The organism is Burkholderia sp. BCC1640 (assembly GCF_902833125.1).
Lineage (GTDB): Bacteria > Pseudomonadota > Gammaproteobacteria > Burkholderiales > Burkholderiaceae > Burkholderia > Burkholderia diffusa.
Window position 1 is genome coordinate 1 of record NZ_CADFEF010000035.1, and the last position, 16,767, is coordinate 16,767.

A 16,767-nucleotide genomic window follows, 5' to 3' on the forward strand; every position below is an offset into this window, starting at 1 on the left:
ACGCCCTTCACGGCTTCCCCTTCGCAACCGAGACTCCCCGTACCCTAAAATGCAGCTTCCTTTAACGACCATCCAGCTCCAAGTACTCCGCTCCCGCCAGGCTCCTTTTGGTTTTGGAAAGTACTCATGCATGCATCGCACACGTGCGCCGCTTTCGCGCTAAAGTGGTGCCCGACCGCCACCCTCAGCCGCCGTTCTGATGCTTACGCTCTCGCCCGCCGCCGCCCGCGCGCTGCATCTCGCCGCGCAGGGCCTGCTGACCCCGCCCCGCCGCAAGGCCACCAAGGCCGACGTGCTCGACACGATCCGCCGGATGGCGCAGTTGCAGATCGATACCATTCACGTCGTCGCGCGCAGCCCGTATCTCGTGCTGTTCAGCCGCCTCGGCGACTTCGCCCCGCAGTGGCTCGACGAGCATCTCGCCGAGGCGCGCCTGTTCGAATACTGGTCGCACGAGGCGTGCTTCCTGCCGATCGAGCAATTCGGGCTGATGCGCTACAAGATGCTCGATCCGTCGGGAATGGGCTGGAAATACGCGGCCGAATGGCACGAGCAGAATCGCGCGGACATCGACCGCATGCTCGCGCGGATTCGCGACGAAGGGCCGGTGCGGTCGGCGGATTTCATTCGCGAAGACGGCGCGAAGGGCAACGGATGGTGGGACCGCAAGCCCGAGAAAAAACACCTGGAGGTGCTGTTCACGACCGGCGACCTGATGGTGTCGGAACGCCGCAACTTTCAGCGGATCTACGACGTGCGCGAGCGCGTGCTGCCCGACTGGGACGATGCGCGCGACCTGCCGCCGCGCGACGCGGTGCTGCCCGCGCTGCTCGACTGCACGTGCCGCGCGCTCGGCATCGTGCGCGCGGACTGGGTGGCCGATTACTACCGGCTGCCGCGCCGTTCGTACCGCGCGGAGCTCGAGCGGCTCGCGGAGGCGGGCGAGCTGATTCCGGTGGAGATCGCGGACTGGAAGGAGCCCGCCTACGTGCATCGCTCGCTCGAGGCGCTGCTGCCGGCCGCCGCGGACGATACGCTGCGCTCGACCGTCACGACGCTGCTGTCGCCGTTCGATCCGGTGGTGTGGGACCGGCGGCGCGCGTCGACGCTATTCGGGTTCGACTACACGATCGAGTGCTATACGCCCGCGCACAAGCGGCGCTACGGCTATTTCTGCCTGCCGGTGCTGCATCGCGGCCGGCTGATCGGGCGCGTCGACGCGAAAGCGCATCGCGCGCTCGGCACGTTCGAATTGAAGGCGGTGCATGTCGAGCCGGGCGTGCGGTTCGGCACGGGGCTCGCGGCCGACGTCGCGAAGGCCGTGAAACGGCTGGCGGCGTGGCATGGCACGCCGGAGGTGACGGTCGCGCACGCGCCGCCCGAATTGTCGAAGGCGCTGGCCGGCGCGTAACGCCGGCGAAACGGCGACGCGCGTGCCGCTTGCGATTGCGCGGCGGCGCGCCCGTCTCCCGCCACCAGCCACGACTCAGTCGCGCAGCTTGCGAAAGCGCGGGGTGCCGTCCGGCAGGTTCTCGTTGAACATCGCTTCCGGACGCACCCACAGGCCGCGCGCATGCGGCCACAGATGCTCGTACACGACCACCGATTCCTCGGTTTCGGAATGACGGGCGACGCCGATGTAGCGATACAGCCCGCCCTTGTAGTGACGATGCGTGGCGAGTTGTTCGGCTTCCTGTTCGGTCATGATCTGTTTCCCTTCGGCAAAAACGAAAGCGCGTATTGTATGCGCTCGCCGCGCGTCAGCGTTTCGCGTAGATGTCGGGGCGGCGAATCTCCATCAGCCGCTCGGGATTCGCGGACGGCCCGAAGCCGACCGGCCGATACAGTTCGTGCGCGTCGGTCGTCACGAGCATGATGCGGCGCAGGCTCCGCACCATCGGCTGCGCGAATACGTGGTCGATCAGCGCGCGGCCATAGCCGTTGCCGCGGTCGGCCGGCAATACGAAGACGTCGCACAGGTACGCGAACGTCGCGTGGTCGGTCACGAGCCGCGCGAACCCGACGAGCCGGTCGCCCACATACGCGCCGAAGCACAGCGAGCCGTCGATCGCGCGCTCGACGACATCGCGCGGAATCCCCTGCGACCAGTACGCATCGCGATGCAGGAAATCGAAGATCGCGTCGATGTCGAGTTCGCGCTTGTCGGTGGAAAATCTCAGCGTGGCGGGAGTGGCTGCGGGCACGTCGGCTCTCCGGTCGGTCGGGGGCGGAGCAGCAACGATAGCGCGGTGCGGGGTGGGCGACAAGCGACGCCGAGCCGACATGTACAACAATCCGTACAGAAAATGCACCCATGTTATACTTGTACAATTTCAAGTACAAGTTGAGCAAATCATGCGCACCATTCACTTTTCGGATGCCCGCGGCAATCTGAAGACGGTCATCGATCAGGTTGTCGACGACGCTGACGTGACGCTCATCACTCGTCGCGACGCGCCGAACGCAGTCATCATGTCGCAGGAATACTACGACAGCCTGATGGAGACAGTTCATCTGCTCCGCTCCCCGGCCAACGTCGCTCATCTCGAACGCTCGATCGCGCAACTGCGCAAGGGCAAGACGAAAGAGCACAAGCTGGCGGGGGACGATGAATGAGCGTACGCCGCGTGCTCTTTACTTCCGACGCGTGGGACGACTACGTTTATTGGCAAGGGCAGGACCGCAAGACACTCAAGCGCATCAACCAGCTCATTCGCGAAGCCCAACGGACGCCGTTCGAAGGCATCGGCAAACCTGAGCCGCTGAAGGCCAATCTGTCCGGGTTCTGGTCGCGCCGCATCGACGATACGAACCGTCTGGTCTATGAAGCGGACGATCTTCAGATCAGCATCGTGTCCTGCCGCTACCATTACGCGTAGTGCCAATCCCGCCTCCGTCCCCGCCGCCGCTTATGAAGCCGGCAACGCCCGATCGGTCTTGCAGCGCTTCAACGGGAGCGGCCGGGCCACCACGATCCGCGTCACCTCGCGGGTGCGCGGGTCGATTTCCAGGTCAAGGCATGCGCAGCCGTAACCGTGCATCCCCTCGTTGGTGACGACCCAGCCGCGCGACACCCCCGGCGTCTGCTCGACCATCCCGCCTCGCCCCGGGCACATCCGGCTCGATTCGGTGATATCGTCACCGGCTCCATGAACTCGCCGCATCGCTTCATGCCCTATCGACTCATCGCGTTCGACTTCGACGGCACGCTCGCCGATTCGCTCGACTGCTTTCTCGCGGCGCTGACGGAAGCGTCGCGCATGCACGGCTTTCGCGACGCGACGCCCGAACTGCGTCCGGCGCTGCGCGGCATGTCGGCGCGCGAGATCATCCGCGCGCTCGAGGTGCCGATGTGGAAAGTGCCGCGCGTGACGCTCGACATGCGCCGGCTGATGCGGCCGCGCATCGCGCACGTGAAGCTGTTCCCCGGCGTCGACACGACCTTCGACGCGCTCGCCGCGCGCGGCATCCGCATCGCGATCGCGACGTCGAACAGCGAGGACATCGTCCGTGACCGGCTCGGCCCGCATGCGAGCCGATGCGTCGATACGTTCGCGTGCGGCATTCCGCTGTTCGGCAAGGCACGCCGGCTGCGCGCGCTCGTGCGCGAAGCGGGCATGCAGCCCGACGACGTGCTGTATGTCGGCGACGAAATCCGCGACGCCGACGCGGCACGCCGCGCGCGGATCGCCTTCCAGGGCGTCGCGTGGGGTTATACGGCCGCCGATGCGTTGCAGGCGCATTGCGCGACGCCGTTGCTGCCGCATCTCGACGCATTGCTCGATCGCGTGTAAGGACGCATCGCGCATTCGATTCGACGCGTCTCGTCGCGAAATAATCGACGCGTTTCCTGCGCAAGACGATGAAACGCCGATGACACGCGCACGCAAAAATTGCCGCCACAATGCGCGCGACAGGTACGCCCTACCTGCCCGCTCGCACCCGCATCGATTCGTCTTACCATCCGTTACACAAACCACAGCGCGGTTGCACCTGCTACCTGAGCGCTCTCCTAGAATCAGTCGGGCCGGGAAACACTTCGAACGCCGCCGCGGCAGAGCGGCCATCGAATCCGGCCCGGGCGCGCCCGGTCTCTCGCACAGCTGCGGATCATCCGATCCGCCCGTTAATCAGAGCCCCGATAGAAAGGAGGTCCCATGAACCGCTTTCCCCACATCTCGCGCCTTGCACTGTCTGCCGCTGGCCTGCTTCTCGTCGCCGTGACGGCGACCGCGCAAACCGCGCAACCGGCGCCGTCCGCACCGGCCGCCGCCACGCAAACGCGCATCCACGAAGCCGACCAGGCTTTCATCACCGACGGCACGAAGACCGTGTCGACGCAGCACGACGCCGCGCGCATCGCCAACTCGCGCACGTCGGACAGCCAGGTGAAGGCGTTCGCGCAGCGCGTGTCGACCGACGATGAGAAGATCATCCAGGCGATGCGCGCGGCCAGCCCGCGCGGCGTCGACGTGCCGGCCAACGATCCCGACACGGCCGTGCTGGACAGCATCAAGAACCTGCGCGGCGCGGAATTCGACAAGGCATACATCGAGCAAGTCGCGCTCGCCGGCCAGCAAAAGACGATTTCGGCATTCCAGGCTGAAATCGCTTCGGGCCGCGACACGAAGCTGAAGGAAGTCGCACGTCAGGCGCTGCCGATCCTGCAAGCCCACTACGCGGACGCGCAGAAGCTTGCGCAGCGTCACCACCTCGCATCGGCACAGTAACGCGATGCCTCGCCGCGCATCGCGCGCGGCGCCCCGCTTCCCCCTCGTCGCGTCGCCGTCCCTGCCGGCGGCGCGACGCCAGCGGCACCCGGTTCGCGTCAAGTCGCGAGCTTCGCCCGCAACCGCTCGCTCACGTCCGGCCATTCGTCGTCGATGATGCTGAAGCGCACCGAATTGCGCTTGCGGCCGTCGGGCATGATCCGCTCGTGTCGCACGATCCCTTCCTGCTTCGCGCCGAGCCGCAGAATCGCCGCGCGTGACTTCTCGTTCAGTTCGTCGGTCGTGAACTGCACGCGCACGCAGTGCAGCGTGTCGAACGCGTACGAGAGCAGCAGCCATTTCGCTTCGGTATTCGCGCGCGTGCGCTGCGCCGATTCGCTCAGCCACGTATGACCGATCTCGAGCTTGCGATTCTTGCGGTCGATCTTCCAGAAACGCGTGCTGCCGATCGCGCGGCCCGACGCGCAATCGACGATCACGAACGGCATCACGGTGCCGGCCGCGCGACCTTGCAGCGCCGTGTCGATATAGGCGTCGACCGTGTCCTCGCCCGGCACAACTGTGACCTTCAGATTCCACAACCGGCCGTCCGCCGCCGCATCGAGCAGCGCCTGCCGGTCGGATGCCTCGAGCGGCCGCAGTACGATGCGCTCGCCGGCGAGCGTCGGTTGTTCGAGTTCGAGGGAAGATGAAGCGTCGGTCATGACGGGTTGCGTTTCCATGAAGATGACGAGGAGGCTGACCCAGCGCGCAGCGAAACGCCCATCATACGGGCAGCGCGGCGAGCCGTTGGCGAATCGCGTGCGCTTCGCCGCGCAGCGCATCGGCGAATGCGTCGACGAGCAGGCTCTTCGGCCGGTGCTCGGGCACGATCACGCTGACGCGATATGGAAACGAGCGCGTGAGCGGCCGCACGTGCAGGTCGCGCCCGACGAAATCGAGCGCGGTCAGCGGGTTGACGATCGCGGCGCCGAGCCCCTGCCGCACGAACGCGCAGACCGACACGGCCGACGGCGTCTCGATGACGGAACGCGGCGCGACGCCGAGCTGCGCGAACGCCTCGTCGATCAGGATCCGGTACGGGTCGTTCAGCGACAGGCTCACGAACGGGCGATCGGCGAGATCCGCGAGATCGATCGCGCGCTGCGCGAGCAGCGGATGGCCGTCGGGCAGCACGCATACCTCGTCGACTTCGAGCAATGGCGTGAGAACCGTGCCGGCCGGCGCGATGTCGTGTTCGGTCAGCCCGAGATCGTAGCGCTGCGCGGTCAGCCACTCCTCGAGCACCGGCGACTCCTGCGTCGCGACCGACACGCTGACGCCCGCATGCGCGTCATGGAAACGCCGGCAGGCGCCGGGCAGGATCGCGTGCGAAAACGCCGGTAGCGCGATCACCGACAACTGCCCGTCGCGAAACTCGCGCAGCCGCGCGGCCGTCGCCGCGACGCGCTCGAGCCCCACATACGCGAGCCGCACGTCGTCGAACAGCGTGAGCGCGGCCATCGTCGGCCGCAAGCGCCCATGCGAGCGCTCGAACAGCGCGAAACCGATCACCTGCTCCATGCGCGCGAGCTCGCGGCTGATCGTCGGCTGCGACGTATAGAGCATCTCGGCCGCACGCGTCGTGCTGCCGGTGACCATCAGCGCGCGGAAGACCTCGATGTGCCGGTGTGTAAGCATGAGCGCCTATATCAGAAATGAATCGAATCTCTAAAAACAGGCATTTTACTGTATAGCCGTTCAGGCGCATCATTCACGCTATCCGTTCATTCGATCCGATTCTTCCGCCATGTCCCTCGATTCCCGCCAGCTCGCGGCGCTCGCGCAGCAATACGGCACCCCGCTGTGGGTGTACGACGCCGACGTCATCCGCGATCGCATCGCCCAACTGCGCCAGTTCGACGTGATCCGCTATGCGCAGAAGGCGAACTCGAACCTGCATATCCTGAAGCTGATGCGCGACGAAGGCGCGTGCGTCGACGCCGTGTCGCTCGGCGAGATCGAGCGCAGCCTTGCGGCCGGATTCAGTCCGGCAGGCGAACCGGAAGGCGTCGTATTCACGGCCGACCTGATCGACCGCCCGACGCTCGCGGCCGTGCTGAAGCACGGCGTGACCGTGAACGCCGGCTCGCTCGACATGCTCGCGCGCGTCGGCGAGCATGCGCCCGGCCATCGCGTATGGCTGCGCGTGAATCCCGGCTTCGGCCACGGCCACAGCAACAAGACCAACACCGGCGGCCCGCAAAGCAAGCACGGCATCTGGATCGACGACGTGCCGCGCGCGATCGAGATCGTGCGCCAGTACGGGCTGAAGCTGGTCGGCATCCACATGCATATCGGCTCGGGCGTCGACTACGGCCATCTGTCGCAGGTGTGCGACGCGATGGTCGACCTCGTCACGTCGCTCGGCCACGACATCGAAGCGATCTCCGCCGGCGGCGGGCTGTCGATTCCGTATCGCGACGGCGAGCCGCGCGTCGACGTCGGCCACTACTTCAGCCAGTGGGACGCCGCGCGCAAGCGGATCGAACGGCATCTCGGCCACGCGGTGCGCATCGAGATCGAACCGGGCCGCTTCCTCGTCGCGGAAGCCGGCACGCTCGTCACCGAAGTGCAGGCCGTGAACCGCCGGCCGAAGCAAGACTTCGTGCTGATCGACGCGGGCTTCAACGACCTGATGCGTCCGTCGATGTACGGCAGCTACCACGCGGTGTCCGTGCACGCGCACGACGGCGCGCTGCCCGCCGGCCGGCCGCTCGTCGACATCGCGATCGCAGGGCCGCTGTGCGAGTCCGGCGACGTGTTCACGCAGGACGCGGGCGGTGTGGTCACGCACCGCAAGCTCCCGCAGCCGCAGATCGGCGACCTGCTGTTCCTGCACGACGCGGGCGCATACGGCGCATCGATGTCCTCGAACTACAACAGCCGGCCGCTCGCGCCGGAAGTGCTCGTCGATCGCGGCACGCCGCGGCTGATCCGCCGCCGGCAGACAATCGACGAACTGCTTGCGCTCGAAACGTTCGAGTAACACGCGCATTCGCGCCGCGTTCGACGAACCGGACGCCAACGGCCACGCTTGCCGCTACCGGCATGCGTGGCCGTTTTGCTTTTCGGCGGTTGCCCTCGGGGCAACCGCTCGACTACGCCGTAGCACCCGATGCTGCGCACCCCGTGCAACCGCAGCAGATCGCTTGCATCGTGTTCCATGCACGGAGAAAAACTTTCCACGCCACGTGGAAAGTCCATGCATTTTTGGAAGCACTTTCCTTTTTGACAAAACTAAGATTGCCCTCAGTCGTTCAGCATTTGCGTCACCCGACACGCGTCGACGATGCAGCCGATCTACCCCACTCGCAAGCCGCACGGGCACTCATGAACACGATGCTTGAATTCTTCGCCGCGCACCGCTACGCCACCGTGCGCGAACGCATGCCGTAACGCCTCGCGGCACACGGCTCGCGCCGTCTCTCGCCGCACTGTTTCCCGCTTTCCGCCCACGGCGACGCCGCCCGTCGCCGCGGACGCGCTCATCCTGAATTTTCGACAACGACGTTTCGACAACAACCCGGAGACAACCATGAAGCCCTTCACCCCGACGCTCAAGCAAGGTCTTGCTGCCGCCCTCCTCTGCGTGGTGGCCACGGCATCGCACGCGGCGGACCTGCTCGACACCGTCAAGCAGGCCGGCGTGCTGAAGATCGCGCTCGAAGGCACCTACCCGCCGTTCGACTACCGCAATGCCGAAGGACAACTCGAAGGGTTCGACGTCGACGTCGCGAAGGCGGTCGCCGCGCGGCTCGGCGTGAAGCCGCAATTCGTCACGACCGAATGGAGCGGGATTCTCGCGGGGCTGCAAGCCGGCAAGTTCGACGTGATCGTCAACCAGGTCGCCATCACGCCGTCGCGTCAGCAGGCGCTCGACTTCAGCATGCCGTATGTGTATTCGTCCGCGCAGCTGCTGCAACGCCAGAACGACACGCGTGCGTTCAAGTCGCTCGACGAGCTGAAGGGCAAGAAGGTCGGCGTGACGATGGGCAGCAACTACGTCGATCTCGTGAAGACCGTGCCCGCGATCGATCTGCAGGTCTATCCGGGCACACCGGAAAACCTGCGCGACCTCGCGGCGGGGCGTATCGACGCGGCGGTCAACGATCGCCTGATGCTGAGCTATCTGATCAAGAACTCGCACCTGCCGCTGCGCCCCGGTTCTGTGCTCGCCGGCGGCGAGGACCGGATGGGGATCCCGTTCCGCAAGGGCAACCCGAAGTTCGCGAAGGCGATCGACGACGCGGTCGCGTCGCTGCAGCAGGACGGCACGCTGAAGAAAATCTCGATGCAGTGGTTCGGCTCGGACACGACGAAACCGATCGCGCAATAACGCATCCGTCACGCGCCCGCGCGCACGCGCGGGCCTGCCGCCATCTCGGCGGCACACGACACACAATCAGGAGACACGCGATGGAAGCACTCGATCTGGTCATTCAAACGCTGCCCGTGATGGTGAAGGGCGCGCTGTTCACGCTGAAGTTCGCGGTGGCGTCGATGGCGCTCGGCCTCGTCGTCGGGCTCGTGGTCGCGATCATGCGGATCGGCAGCAACCGGCTCGCGTCCGGTCTCGCGCAGGGCTACGTCAGCCTGATGCGCGGCACGCCGCTCCTCGTGCAGATGTTCGTCGTCTACTACGGGCTGCCCGATCTCGGCATCACGCTCGATCCGACGACCGCCGGCATCTTCACGCTGACGCTCAACGCCGGGGCGTACCTGTCGGAAAGCATGCGCGGTGCGATCCTCGGCATCGGCCGCGGACAATGGGCGGCCGCGCACAGCCTCGGCCTCACGCACGTGCAGACGCTGCGCTACATCGTCTGCCCGCAGGCGCTGCGCCTCGCGGTGCCGAGCCTCGGCAACACGCTGATCAGCCTGATCAAGGACACGTCGCTCGTGTCCGTCATCACCGTCACCGAGCTGCTGCGCTCGACGCAGGAAGTGATCGCCGCGACGTTCCAGCCGCTGCCGCTGTACCTCGCGGCCGCCGCGATCTACTGGGTGCTGAGCACGCTGCTCACGCGACTGCAGGGCCGCGTCGAGACGCGCCTCTCGCTGCCGTCCACGCATTGAGCATGCGCACCTCGTTCAACCCGAACCTCAATCACGGACAACCATGATTACGCTCGACAACGTTTCCAAGTGGTATGGCAAGCATCAGGTCCTTTCCGAATGCAGCGCGGCGGTATCGAAAGGCGAAGTGGTCGTCGTCTGCGGGCCGTCGGGCTCCGGCAAATCGACGCTGATCAAGACGATCAACGGCCTCGAGCCGTTCCAGAAAGGCAGCATCGTCGTCGACGGCATGCGGCTCGGCGATCCCGCCGCGAAACTCGCGCAATTGCGCGCACGCGTCGGCATGGTGTTCCAGCATTTCGAGCTGTTCCCGCACCTGTCGATCACCGACAACCTGACGCTCGCGCAGGTCAAGGTGCTCGGCCGCCGCAAGGACGAAGCGATCGAGAATGCGATGAAGCTGCTCGATCGCGTCGGCCTGCGGGCGCACGCGCACAAGTATCCGGGACAGTTGTCGGGCGGGCAGCAGCAACGCGTCGCGATTGCACGCGCGCTGTCGATGAACCCCGTCGCGATGCTGTTCGACGAGCCGACCTCCGCGCTCGACCCCGAAATGATCAATGAAGTGCTCGACGTGATGGTCGAGCTCGCGCGCGACGGCATGACGATGGTGTGCGTCACGCACGAGATGGGCTTCGCGAGGAAAGTCGCGCATCGCGTGATCTTCATGGACCAGGGCGCGGTGGTAGAGGACGCGGCGAGCGAGGCATTCTTCGCCGCGCCGCGCTCCGAACGCGCGCGCGACTTCCTCGACAAGATCCTGCACTGACCGCGCGACGGCTTCGCTCCGATTTGACCGACTTTCAAAGGACGACATCTTGAACCAACCGCACTCGATCGACACCCTGCTCGCTCACGAAGGCCGCGCGCACGGCCAGCCCGGCTCGCCGGTGAACCCGCCCGTGTATCGCCAGTCGACGCTGCTCTTTCACGGCACCGACGCGCTCGACGCGGTGCGCGGCACGCCGCTCGCGTACGGACGCCACGGCAGCCCGACCACGCGGGCGCTCGAAAAGGCGCTCGCGCGCCTCGAAGGCGCGCACGCCGCGCTGCTCACGCCGAGCGGGCTCAGCGCGATCACGACCGCGCTGCTCGCGGTGCTGAACCCCGGCGACCATCTGCTGATGGCCGACTCGGTGTACGACCCGACCCGCTCGTTCTGCGACGAGACCCTCGCGCGCCTCGGCATCGAGACGACCTATTACGATCCGTCGATCGGCGCCGGCATCGCGTCGCTGATGCGGCCGAACACGCGCGCGGTCTTTACCGAATCGCCGGGCTCGCTGACCTTCGAGGTGCAGGACATTCCGGCGATCTGCCGCGTCGCGCACCAGCACGATGCGGTCGTGCTGCTCGACAACACGTGGGGCACGCCGCTGAATTTCCGCTCGTTCTCGCACGGCGTCGACGTGTCGATTCACGCGGCGACCAAGTACATCGCCGGACACTCCGACGTGCTGATGGGCGTGATCCTGACGACCGAGGCGCTCGCGCAGAAGGTCACGCGCTGCTACCGGCAGCTCGGCATGACCGTCAGCGGCGACGATGCGTATCTCGCGCTGCGCGGGCTGCGCACGCTGTCGGTGCGCCTCGAACGCCACCAGCGCAACGCGCACGTGCTGACCGAATGGCTCGCGCGGCAGCCGGAAGTCGCGCAGATCCTGTATCCGGCCCGGCCGGGCGATGCCGGCCACGCGCTGTGGCAGCGCGACTTCACGGGCGCGTGCGGATTGTTCGGCCTGGTGCTGCATCCGCAGCCCGACGATGCCGTGCGCGCACTGCTCGACGGCATGACGTGCTTCGGCATGGGCTACAGCTGGGGCGGCTTCGAAAGCCTGATCATCCCGTCGAATCCGTCGCGCCACCGTACCGCGACGCAATGGCTGGCGGCCGGCCCGCTGTTGCGCATCCACGCAGGGCTCGAGCATCCGGACGACATGATCGCCGACCTCGACGCCGGTTTCGCGAGAATGCGTGCCGCCGCGGCCGCGCTCGCGGAAGCCTGAAATCCGGCACGTCACAAGCATCCCGTTTTTCTTCAACGTTCGACCACCACTGATAGCGAGGCCATCATGAAAGATACGCTGTTCATTCTCCGCCCGGGTTTCTTCAAGGACTCCGAAGGTCCGTTTTACTGCGGCGACTCGGTTGCCGTCGAAGGACTACTGAGCTTCTACCCGAAGTTGCGCGACGCCGTCGCGGTCGAGTACGTCGACGCGCCGCGGCCGCGCCAGCCGATCGTCGCGCTGATCGGCGAAGACAACCAGTCCGCGCCGGTGCTCGTGCTGGGCGACGGGCAGGCGCCGAAGGACGACGCGGTCGGGATTCGCGAACACAACGGCCGCCGCTTCATCGATTCGCCGGCCGATATCCGGCGCTACCTGTCCTCGCAATACGGCGTCGCGCACGTCGCGTAAGCACGCCGGCGCCCGTTGTCGACGGGCGCCGCCAACGGGACGCGCGACCTGCGCGGCCCGTTCCCCGTTTCCCGCACGCACGTCGCCGCGCGCGTGCGATGTACTCGGCCACGCGGCTCGCCGCTACCGATGGCCGCCCGGGTACCCCGCCTCAGGCCGTATGACTTCAACGCGACGCGACACCGGATGCTGGCACACACCGGGGCCCGCCGCGACCGGCGTCAGCCGGGCGAACTGCAAACGGGCGCGAACGCGAATGCCGCCGGCTCGGACGGCACGTGGCGCGCGAGCCACAATGCGGCCTCGGTCCGGTTGCTCACGCCGATCTGGCGGAACAGCGCATACAGATGGTTCTTGATCGTGCCCTCCGCGACATTCAGTACACGGCAGATCTGCTTGTTCGACTTGCCTTCGGCCAGCAGCCGCAGCACCTCGCGCTGGCGCGGCGTCAGACGCTCGAATGCGCGATCGTCCCCGGCCGGCGCGCCGCCCGGGCGCGCCTGCGTCGCGCCGCCGTCGTTCGGCGGCACGTAGATCGCGCCGGCCGCGACCCGGCCGAGCGCGTCCGCGAACTCGTCGGCGCTCGCGTGCCGGTCGATGATGCCGGCCGCCCCCGCCAGCAGCGCATCGGCAATCGTGCGGCGGCACACGGCGGCCACCACGCACAGCCACGGCGCGCCGGCGAACGTCTCGTTCAGCACGCTCGGCCAGCTCGGCCGCGCGGCCTGCTCGCCGCATTCGATCGTGATCGCCTCGACCGTCCCGGGCAGCAACGCGTCGCGCAAGCGCAAGACGTCCTCGGGACGGCGGGCCGACCATACGTGCCAGTCGACATCGCGTTTACACAGTACGTCCGCCACGCCCGCGACGAATAACGGCGGGCTATCGATCATCAGAACGTTCATTGCGCGGTTTCCTCGAAATCGGGATGCTCGGTTTAGGTTTTTTTGCTTCCCTACCCGGCGTTTTTTTTACCGCTGTTTTACCCGCCGCGCACTAGGCCCGTCGCTCCGTGACGAATGGCCTAATTCATCCACGCCCCAACCCGCCGCGCATACCGATACCCGCCGCGGGCCGGCCAGGGCCGCCGGACGTGACGGACGTCATATTTGGTAAACGTCTTCAATTTCCTAACGTGAATAAAGACAACGAATTTCCGTTGTCTTCAACACGAAGAGGAGTTTATTCATGGACGCGAATTTCATCGGCTCAGTGATTAACGCTTTACCCATGGACCAAATGATCGCCGGCCCGTTAAAGGCGATGATCAGCGCGCAGACGCAGGCCGCGAAGAGCTACGCGGATTTCCTGATGCAGGTCTGCATCCAGGGCGGCAAGGCCGTGGCCGTCCAATTCGACTACGACGAGACGCTGGTGGACGAAAGCGGCGTGTCGAAGGGTGTCGTGCAGAAGACGATGCGCATCCCGCTGCTCGCGGCGATCGTCCACCCGATCATCGCGATCGAGGAAGGCACGATCGACTTCGAGATGGAGATCACGCAATCGGAGAAGTCGTCGTCGTCGACCGAGGCCGGCGGCGAATTCCAGGCGAAGTTCGGCTGGGGGCCGATCAGCGTCAGCGTGTCCGGGCGCGTGTCGCACAAGGCGGAGCAGACGCGCAGCACCGACACGCGCGCGAAATATTCGATCCATACGCAGGTGAAGCGCCAGTCGCCGCCCGAAGCGCTGATGCGCGTGATCGACTTCCTGACCGAAGCCGCGACCAAGCCGGTCGTCACGGAAGGCAACGCGAAGGCCGTGAAGCCGCTGCCGGCGACGCCGACCGACGGCAAGCTGGTCGGCGATGCGTCGGGCGCGGGCGGTAGCGCGGCCGCGCCTGCCGGCGCCGGTGCGGATGCCCAGCAGCCGGCGCACGCGTAAGCGCGCGGGCCGGCCATGTTCAGGCTCTTCAGACGGTCTCGCCGCGCGGGCGGCGGGCGGGACGACGGGGATACGCGTCCGGGCGGCCGCGCCGCCCGAGGGGAACCGGACGGGCCGGTCCCGCCGCCGGCCGGTGCGGCGGCCGGCGCTGCCGGGACGGTCGCGGGCACCGCCGCGCCGGCGGCGGTAACCGCCGATCCGGCGCGCCACGTGCCGCCCGACGCCTCCGGTTCGCCGGCCGGGGCCGCACCGGGCACGCACGACGCACCGGGCGCCGTGCCCGGCGCGTCCGCCGGCGGCGTGCCCCCCGCTCCGCCCGCCCCACCGGCGCCGCCCGGGACGCCTGCCGACGACGAGCGCCCGCCGCCACGCGGCATCGCGCTCGACGAAATCGCGCGCGGGATGCAGCACGCGGCGGCCGCCGCGAACCAACTGCTTGCGCACCAGTACACGGCCGTGCTCGACCAGTTCTTTGACCTGCGCGACGACGGCCTGCTCGCGCCACGCGAGGTCACGGTCGCGCTCGACGCGGAGCACACGATGCCGGTGCCGCTCGTCGCGCTCGCCACGCCGCGCGGGCTCGCGCTCGACCGGATGATCGTGCACCTGACCGTGCGCGGCGACTTCACCGAGGCGTTGCCGGCCGGCGGCGTCGCGGGCGACGACGACCAGCGCAGCCGCTTCTACGTGACGTTCGCGCCGCGCTCCGGGAAGAAGGACGCACAGGGCAACGCGCGGCAGCGCGACACCGAGCACATCGACATCGAAATGCAGTTCGCGGCACTGCCGCCGCCCGAAGCGATCATGCGCGTGATCGACGAATACACGCATCGCCTGGTGCCGCGCGCACGGCCGGGCAGCAAGGAGAACGACGATGGCGAACCAGCCTGAACACACCGGTGAGCAAGGCATCGCGCTGATCAAGCAGTTCGAGGGGCTGCGGCTCGCGCGCTATCTCGACGCGGTCGGCAAGCCGACGATCGGCTACGGGCACCTGATCCTGCCGAACGAGCGCTTCACGCGACCGCTCACGCCGGCCGAAGCCGAGGCGCTGTTGCGGCGCGACCTGCGCGGCGCCGAGCTGAACCTGCGCAAGCTGCTGCGCGTGCCGGTCACGCAGCAGCAGTTCGATGCGCTGATGTCGTTTGTCTTCAATCTCGGCGCGGGACGGCTGCGCTCGTCCACGCTGCTGCGCTATCTGAACGCCGGCGCGAGCGCGCGCGCGGCCGACCAGTTCCTCGTCTGGAACAAGGCCGGCGGCAAGCCGCTCGCGGGGCTCACGAAGCGCCGCCAGGCCGAGCGCGCGCTGTTCCTGTCGTGAGCGACGGGACACCGCACCGGCCGAACGTCACGGGTCGCCGCGCATGTCGTTCGCGCCATTTCGCCTGTCGTCGGCTGCCCGTAAGCTGAAACCGTCGCTGAAATCTTGCCGCATCCGTTCCAGCCGTTCGTCATTCGCCATTCGTTACTCGTCACGACAGGAGCCCCGCATGAAGATCACTCGCTCGCCCGGCCGCACGACGTCACCCCGTTTCACCGTTGCGCGCACGCTGCGCCGCGTGCTCGGCGCCGCATGCGTTGCCGTCGCCGCCGTGGCGACGGTCGCGCCGCACGCCGTCGCCGCCTCCGCCGATCCGCTGCCCGCATATGGCGCCGACCTCTCGCGCACGTCGGTATCGGGGCTGTCGTCCGGCGGCTTCATGGCCGCGCAGTTCGACGTCGCGTTCTCGAGCCGGCTGATCGGCGCGGGCATCGTCGCGGGCGGCCCGTTCTACTGCGCGGGCGTGAACGCGCTGATCCCGCCGGCGGTGGCCGCGACCACGCTGTGCATGCAGCCGATCGGCCCCGCGCCATCCGCGGCCGATGCCTGGCGCGCCGCGCGCATGTTCGCCCAGCGCGGCGAGATCGACGATCCGGCCGCGCTGCGCGCTCAGCGCATCTACGTGTTCAGCGGCGCGAAGGATACGGTGGTGTCGACGCGCGTCGTCGACCAGACCGCGCGCTTCTATACGCTCGCACAGGTCCCGGCCGCGAACCTTCAGTACCGCGAATCGCCGGACGCCGGCCATGCGTTCATCACGAACCGCCCCGAAGACAACGCATGCAGTGCGAACGCGAGCCCGTATATCGACAACTGCGACTTCCAGCAGGCGCACGACATCGTGCGCTGGATCTACGGCACACCCGACAAGCCGCTCAATCCGCCGGCCGCCCAGGCAGGCGGCAAGCTGCTGAAGTTCGATCAGCGCGCGTTCGATCCGCGGCGCGGCGCGTCGCTCGGCGACACGGGTTACGCATACGTGCCGGCCGACTGCGAGCGCGTGGCCTGCGCGGTGCACGTGGTGTTCCACGGCTGCGTGCAGAACGTCGCGGCCGTCGGCGAGAAGATGATTCGCGGCGTCGGCTACAACGAGATCGCCGACACGAACCGGCTGATCGTGCTCTATCCGCAGGTCGAGAAATCGGCCGTCAATCCGCTCGGCTGCTGGGATTTCTGGGGCTATACGAGCACCGATCCGCTCAATCCCGGCTTCTACCGCCGCGACGCGCCGCAGATGGCCGCCGTGATGCGGATGGTGCAGCGCCTCGGCGCCGCGCGTCAGTAACCCGCGTACCGGCCG

General features: G+C 67.3%; 22 protein-coding genes. 16 read left to right on the forward strand and 6 right to left on the reverse strand.

The genetic code is table 11. From position 1 onward, the window contains the following. The first annotated feature begins 199 nt into the window (after positions 1-199). Positions 200-1,411: a crosslink repair DNA glycosylase YcaQ family protein gene (locus tag HWX25_RS28335; protein ID WP_175911755.1), complete on the forward strand. Its 1,212-nt coding sequence runs from the start codon at positions 200-202 to the stop codon at positions 1,409-1,411. Between the two features lie 75 nt (positions 1,412-1,486). Here HWX25_RS28335 and HWX25_RS28340 read toward each other — a convergent pair whose 3' ends face one another. Both HWX25_RS28340 and HWX25_RS28345 read right to left on the reverse strand, forming a co-directional pair. Beyond that, positions 1,487-1,705, reverse strand: coding sequence for a DUF1653 domain-containing protein (locus tag HWX25_RS28340; RefSeq protein ID WP_006751720.1), 219 nt, complete (start codon positions 1,703-1,705; stop codon positions 1,487-1,489). A 55-nt stretch (positions 1,706-1,760) separates the two neighbouring features. Further along, on the reverse strand, positions 1,761-2,204 hold the full coding sequence (locus tag HWX25_RS28345; RefSeq protein WP_059685971.1) for a GNAT family N-acetyltransferase: 444 nt from the start codon (positions 2,202-2,204) through the stop codon (positions 1,761-1,763). 151 nt (positions 2,205-2,355) lie between these two features. On the opposite strand from HWX25_RS28345, the gene HWX25_RS28350 reads away from it, so the two are divergent. Both HWX25_RS28350 and HWX25_RS28355 read left to right on the forward strand, forming a co-directional pair. Beyond that, complete coding sequence (locus tag HWX25_RS28350; RefSeq protein ID WP_059526792.1) at positions 2,356-2,616, forward strand: type II toxin-antitoxin system prevent-host-death family antitoxin; 261 nt, start codon at positions 2,356-2,358, stop codon at positions 2,614-2,616. Beyond that, positions 2,613-2,879: a Txe/YoeB family addiction module toxin gene (locus HWX25_RS28355; RefSeq protein WP_012366508.1), complete on the forward strand. Its 267-nt coding sequence runs from the start codon at positions 2,613-2,615 to the stop codon at positions 2,877-2,879. The genes HWX25_RS28350 and HWX25_RS28355 overlap by 4 nt, the downstream gene beginning before the upstream one ends. Before the next feature lie 30 nt (positions 2,880-2,909). Here HWX25_RS28355 and HWX25_RS28360 read toward each other — a convergent pair whose 3' ends face one another. After that, a complete protein-coding gene (locus HWX25_RS28360) occupies positions 2,910-3,095 on the reverse strand; it encodes a DUF4087 domain-containing protein (protein ID WP_059526795.1) in 186 nt (61 codons plus the stop codon). Positions 3,096-3,170: 75 nt separating this feature from the next. Between HWX25_RS28360 and HWX25_RS28365 the strand changes: the two genes are divergently transcribed. Further along, the gene (locus HWX25_RS28365) at positions 3,171-3,794 is read left to right on the forward strand and encodes an HAD hydrolase-like protein (RefSeq protein WP_175911757.1); all 624 of its coding nucleotides are present in this window, start codon (positions 3,171-3,173) and stop codon (positions 3,792-3,794) included. A gap of 363 nt (positions 3,795-4,157) precedes the next feature. Continuing rightward, complete coding sequence (locus HWX25_RS28370; RefSeq protein ID WP_059526798.1) at positions 4,158-4,730, forward strand: DUF4142 domain-containing protein; 573 nt, start codon at positions 4,158-4,160, stop codon at positions 4,728-4,730. A 98-nt stretch (positions 4,731-4,828) separates the two neighbouring features. Here the strand turns inward: HWX25_RS28370 and HWX25_RS28375 are convergent, their stop codons facing one another. Next, positions 4,829-5,434: a GNAT family protein gene (locus HWX25_RS28375; RefSeq protein WP_175911758.1), complete on the reverse strand. Its 606-nt coding sequence runs from the start codon at positions 5,432-5,434 to the stop codon at positions 4,829-4,831. A 61-nt stretch (positions 5,435-5,495) separates the two neighbouring features. Next, positions 5,496-6,410 (reverse strand): LysR family transcriptional regulator, encoded by a 915-nt coding sequence (locus HWX25_RS28380; RefSeq protein ID WP_059819426.1) that lies wholly within the window; start codon positions 6,408-6,410, stop codon positions 5,496-5,498. Between the two features lie 109 nt (positions 6,411-6,519). On the opposite strand from HWX25_RS28380, the gene lysA reads away from it, so the two are divergent. The 7 genes from lysA (at position 6,520) to HWX25_RS28415 (ending at position 12,265) form a co-directional block, all read left to right on the forward strand. Beyond that, positions 6,520-7,758, forward strand: a complete 1,239-nt coding sequence (gene lysA / locus HWX25_RS28385; RefSeq protein ID WP_175911759.1) for a diaminopimelate decarboxylase — start codon at positions 6,520-6,522, stop codon at positions 7,756-7,758. A 143-nt stretch (positions 7,759-7,901) separates the two neighbouring features. After that, positions 7,902-8,168 (forward strand): hypothetical protein, encoded by a 267-nt coding sequence (locus HWX25_RS28390; protein ID WP_175911760.1) that lies wholly within the window; start codon positions 7,902-7,904, stop codon positions 8,166-8,168. 139 nt (positions 8,169-8,307) lie between these two features. Continuing rightward, entirely contained in the window at positions 8,308-9,108 is an 801-nt protein-coding gene (locus tag HWX25_RS28395) for a transporter substrate-binding domain-containing protein (protein WP_059819428.1), read from the forward strand. Positions 9,109-9,188: 80 nt separating this feature from the next. Beyond that, the gene (locus HWX25_RS28400; RefSeq protein WP_175911761.1) at positions 9,189-9,848 is read left to right on the forward strand and encodes an amino acid ABC transporter permease; all 660 of its coding nucleotides are present in this window, start codon (positions 9,189-9,191) and stop codon (positions 9,846-9,848) included. Between the two features lie 43 nt (positions 9,849-9,891). Beyond that, a complete protein-coding gene (locus HWX25_RS28405; RefSeq protein ID WP_059468348.1) occupies positions 9,892-10,617 on the forward strand; it encodes an amino acid ABC transporter ATP-binding protein in 726 nt (241 codons plus the stop codon). 49 nt (positions 10,618-10,666) lie between these two features. Further along, positions 10,667-11,854: a cystathionine beta-lyase gene (gene metC, locus HWX25_RS28410; protein WP_175911763.1), complete on the forward strand. Its 1,188-nt coding sequence runs from the start codon at positions 10,667-10,669 to the stop codon at positions 11,852-11,854. A gap of 66 nt (positions 11,855-11,920) precedes the next feature. Continuing rightward, complete coding sequence (locus HWX25_RS28415; RefSeq protein ID WP_175911764.1) at positions 11,921-12,265, forward strand: DUF3088 domain-containing protein; 345 nt, start codon at positions 11,921-11,923, stop codon at positions 12,263-12,265. 221 nt (positions 12,266-12,486) lie between these two features. On the opposite strand, the gene HWX25_RS28420 is transcribed toward HWX25_RS28415, so the two are convergent. Continuing rightward, a complete protein-coding gene (locus HWX25_RS28420) occupies positions 12,487-13,170 on the reverse strand; it encodes a response regulator transcription factor (protein ID WP_059699106.1) in 684 nt (227 codons plus the stop codon). A 283-nt stretch (positions 13,171-13,453) separates the two neighbouring features. On the opposite strand from HWX25_RS28420, the gene HWX25_RS28425 reads away from it, so the two are divergent. From HWX25_RS28425 to HWX25_RS28440, 4 genes are all read left to right on the forward strand, one after another. Continuing rightward, positions 13,454-14,146, forward strand: coding sequence for a DUF2589 domain-containing protein (locus HWX25_RS28425; RefSeq protein ID WP_059526817.1), 693 nt, complete (start codon positions 13,454-13,456; stop codon positions 14,144-14,146). Positions 14,147-14,356: 210 nt separating this feature from the next. Next, positions 14,357-15,037 carry a DUF2589 domain-containing protein gene (locus HWX25_RS28430; protein WP_244135282.1) on the forward strand — a complete coding sequence of 227 codons (681 nt, stop codon included), beginning with the start codon at positions 14,357-14,359 and terminating at the stop codon, positions 15,035-15,037. Continuing rightward, complete coding sequence (locus HWX25_RS28435) at positions 15,021-15,467, forward strand: lysozyme (RefSeq protein WP_059506658.1); 447 nt, start codon at positions 15,021-15,023, stop codon at positions 15,465-15,467. Before HWX25_RS28430 ends, HWX25_RS28435 begins: the two co-directional genes overlap by 17 nt. Before the next feature lie 169 nt (positions 15,468-15,636). Beyond that, the gene (locus HWX25_RS28440; protein WP_175911766.1) at positions 15,637-16,752 is read left to right on the forward strand and encodes a poly(3-hydroxybutyrate) depolymerase; all 1,116 of its coding nucleotides are present in this window, start codon (positions 15,637-15,639) and stop codon (positions 16,750-16,752) included. Positions 16,753-16,767 lie beyond the last annotated feature (15 nt).

What these genes read in the sequence shown, in the direction of transcription:
- HWX25_RS28355 (WP_012366508.1), top strand. Translation starts at nt 2,613, where the DNA reads ATGAGCGTACGCCGCGTGCTCTTTACTTCCGACGCGTGGGACGACTAC.
- HWX25_RS28350 (WP_059526792.1), top strand. Translation starts at nt 2,356, where the DNA reads ATGCGCACCATTCACTTTTCGGATGCCCGCGGCAATCTGAAGACGGTC.
- HWX25_RS28360 (WP_059526795.1), bottom strand. Translation starts at nt 3,095, where the DNA reads ATGGTCGAGCAGACGCCGGGGGTGTCGCGCGGCTGGGTCGTCACCAAC.
- HWX25_RS28440 (WP_175911766.1), top strand. Translation starts at nt 15,637, where the DNA reads ATGAAGATCACTCGCTCGCCCGGCCGCACGACGTCACCCCGTTTCACC.
- HWX25_RS28395 (WP_059819428.1), top strand. Translation starts at nt 8,308, where the DNA reads ATGAAGCCCTTCACCCCGACGCTCAAGCAAGGTCTTGCTGCCGCCCTC.
- HWX25_RS28375 (WP_175911758.1), bottom strand. Translation starts at nt 5,434, where the DNA reads ATGACCGACGCTTCATCTTCCCTCGAACTCGAACAACCGACGCTCGCC.
- HWX25_RS28335 (WP_175911755.1), top strand. Translation starts at nt 200, where the DNA reads ATGCTTACGCTCTCGCCCGCCGCCGCCCGCGCGCTGCATCTCGCCGCG.
- HWX25_RS28370 (WP_059526798.1), top strand. Translation starts at nt 4,158, where the DNA reads ATGAACCGCTTTCCCCACATCTCGCGCCTTGCACTGTCTGCCGCTGGC.
- HWX25_RS28425 (WP_059526817.1), top strand. Translation starts at nt 13,454, where the DNA reads ATGGACGCGAATTTCATCGGCTCAGTGATTAACGCTTTACCCATGGAC.
- HWX25_RS28415 (WP_175911764.1), top strand. Translation starts at nt 11,921, where the DNA reads ATGAAAGATACGCTGTTCATTCTCCGCCCGGGTTTCTTCAAGGACTCC.
- HWX25_RS28435 (WP_059506658.1), top strand. Translation starts at nt 15,021, where the DNA reads ATGGCGAACCAGCCTGAACACACCGGTGAGCAAGGCATCGCGCTGATC.
- HWX25_RS28405 (WP_059468348.1), top strand. Translation starts at nt 9,892, where the DNA reads ATGATTACGCTCGACAACGTTTCCAAGTGGTATGGCAAGCATCAGGTC.
- HWX25_RS28365 (WP_175911757.1), top strand. Translation starts at nt 3,171, where the DNA reads ATGCCCTATCGACTCATCGCGTTCGACTTCGACGGCACGCTCGCCGAT.
- HWX25_RS28380 (WP_059819426.1), bottom strand. Translation starts at nt 6,410, where the DNA reads ATGCTTACACACCGGCACATCGAGGTCTTCCGCGCGCTGATGGTCACC.
- HWX25_RS28400 (WP_175911761.1), top strand. Translation starts at nt 9,189, where the DNA reads ATGGAAGCACTCGATCTGGTCATTCAAACGCTGCCCGTGATGGTGAAG.
- lysA (WP_175911759.1), top strand. Translation starts at nt 6,520, where the DNA reads ATGTCCCTCGATTCCCGCCAGCTCGCGGCGCTCGCGCAGCAATACGGC.
- HWX25_RS28420 (WP_059699106.1), bottom strand. Translation starts at nt 13,170, where the DNA reads ATGAACGTTCTGATGATCGATAGCCCGCCGTTATTCGTCGCGGGCGTG.
- HWX25_RS28340 (WP_006751720.1), bottom strand. Translation starts at nt 1,705, where the DNA reads ATGACCGAACAGGAAGCCGAACAACTCGCCACGCATCGTCACTACAAG.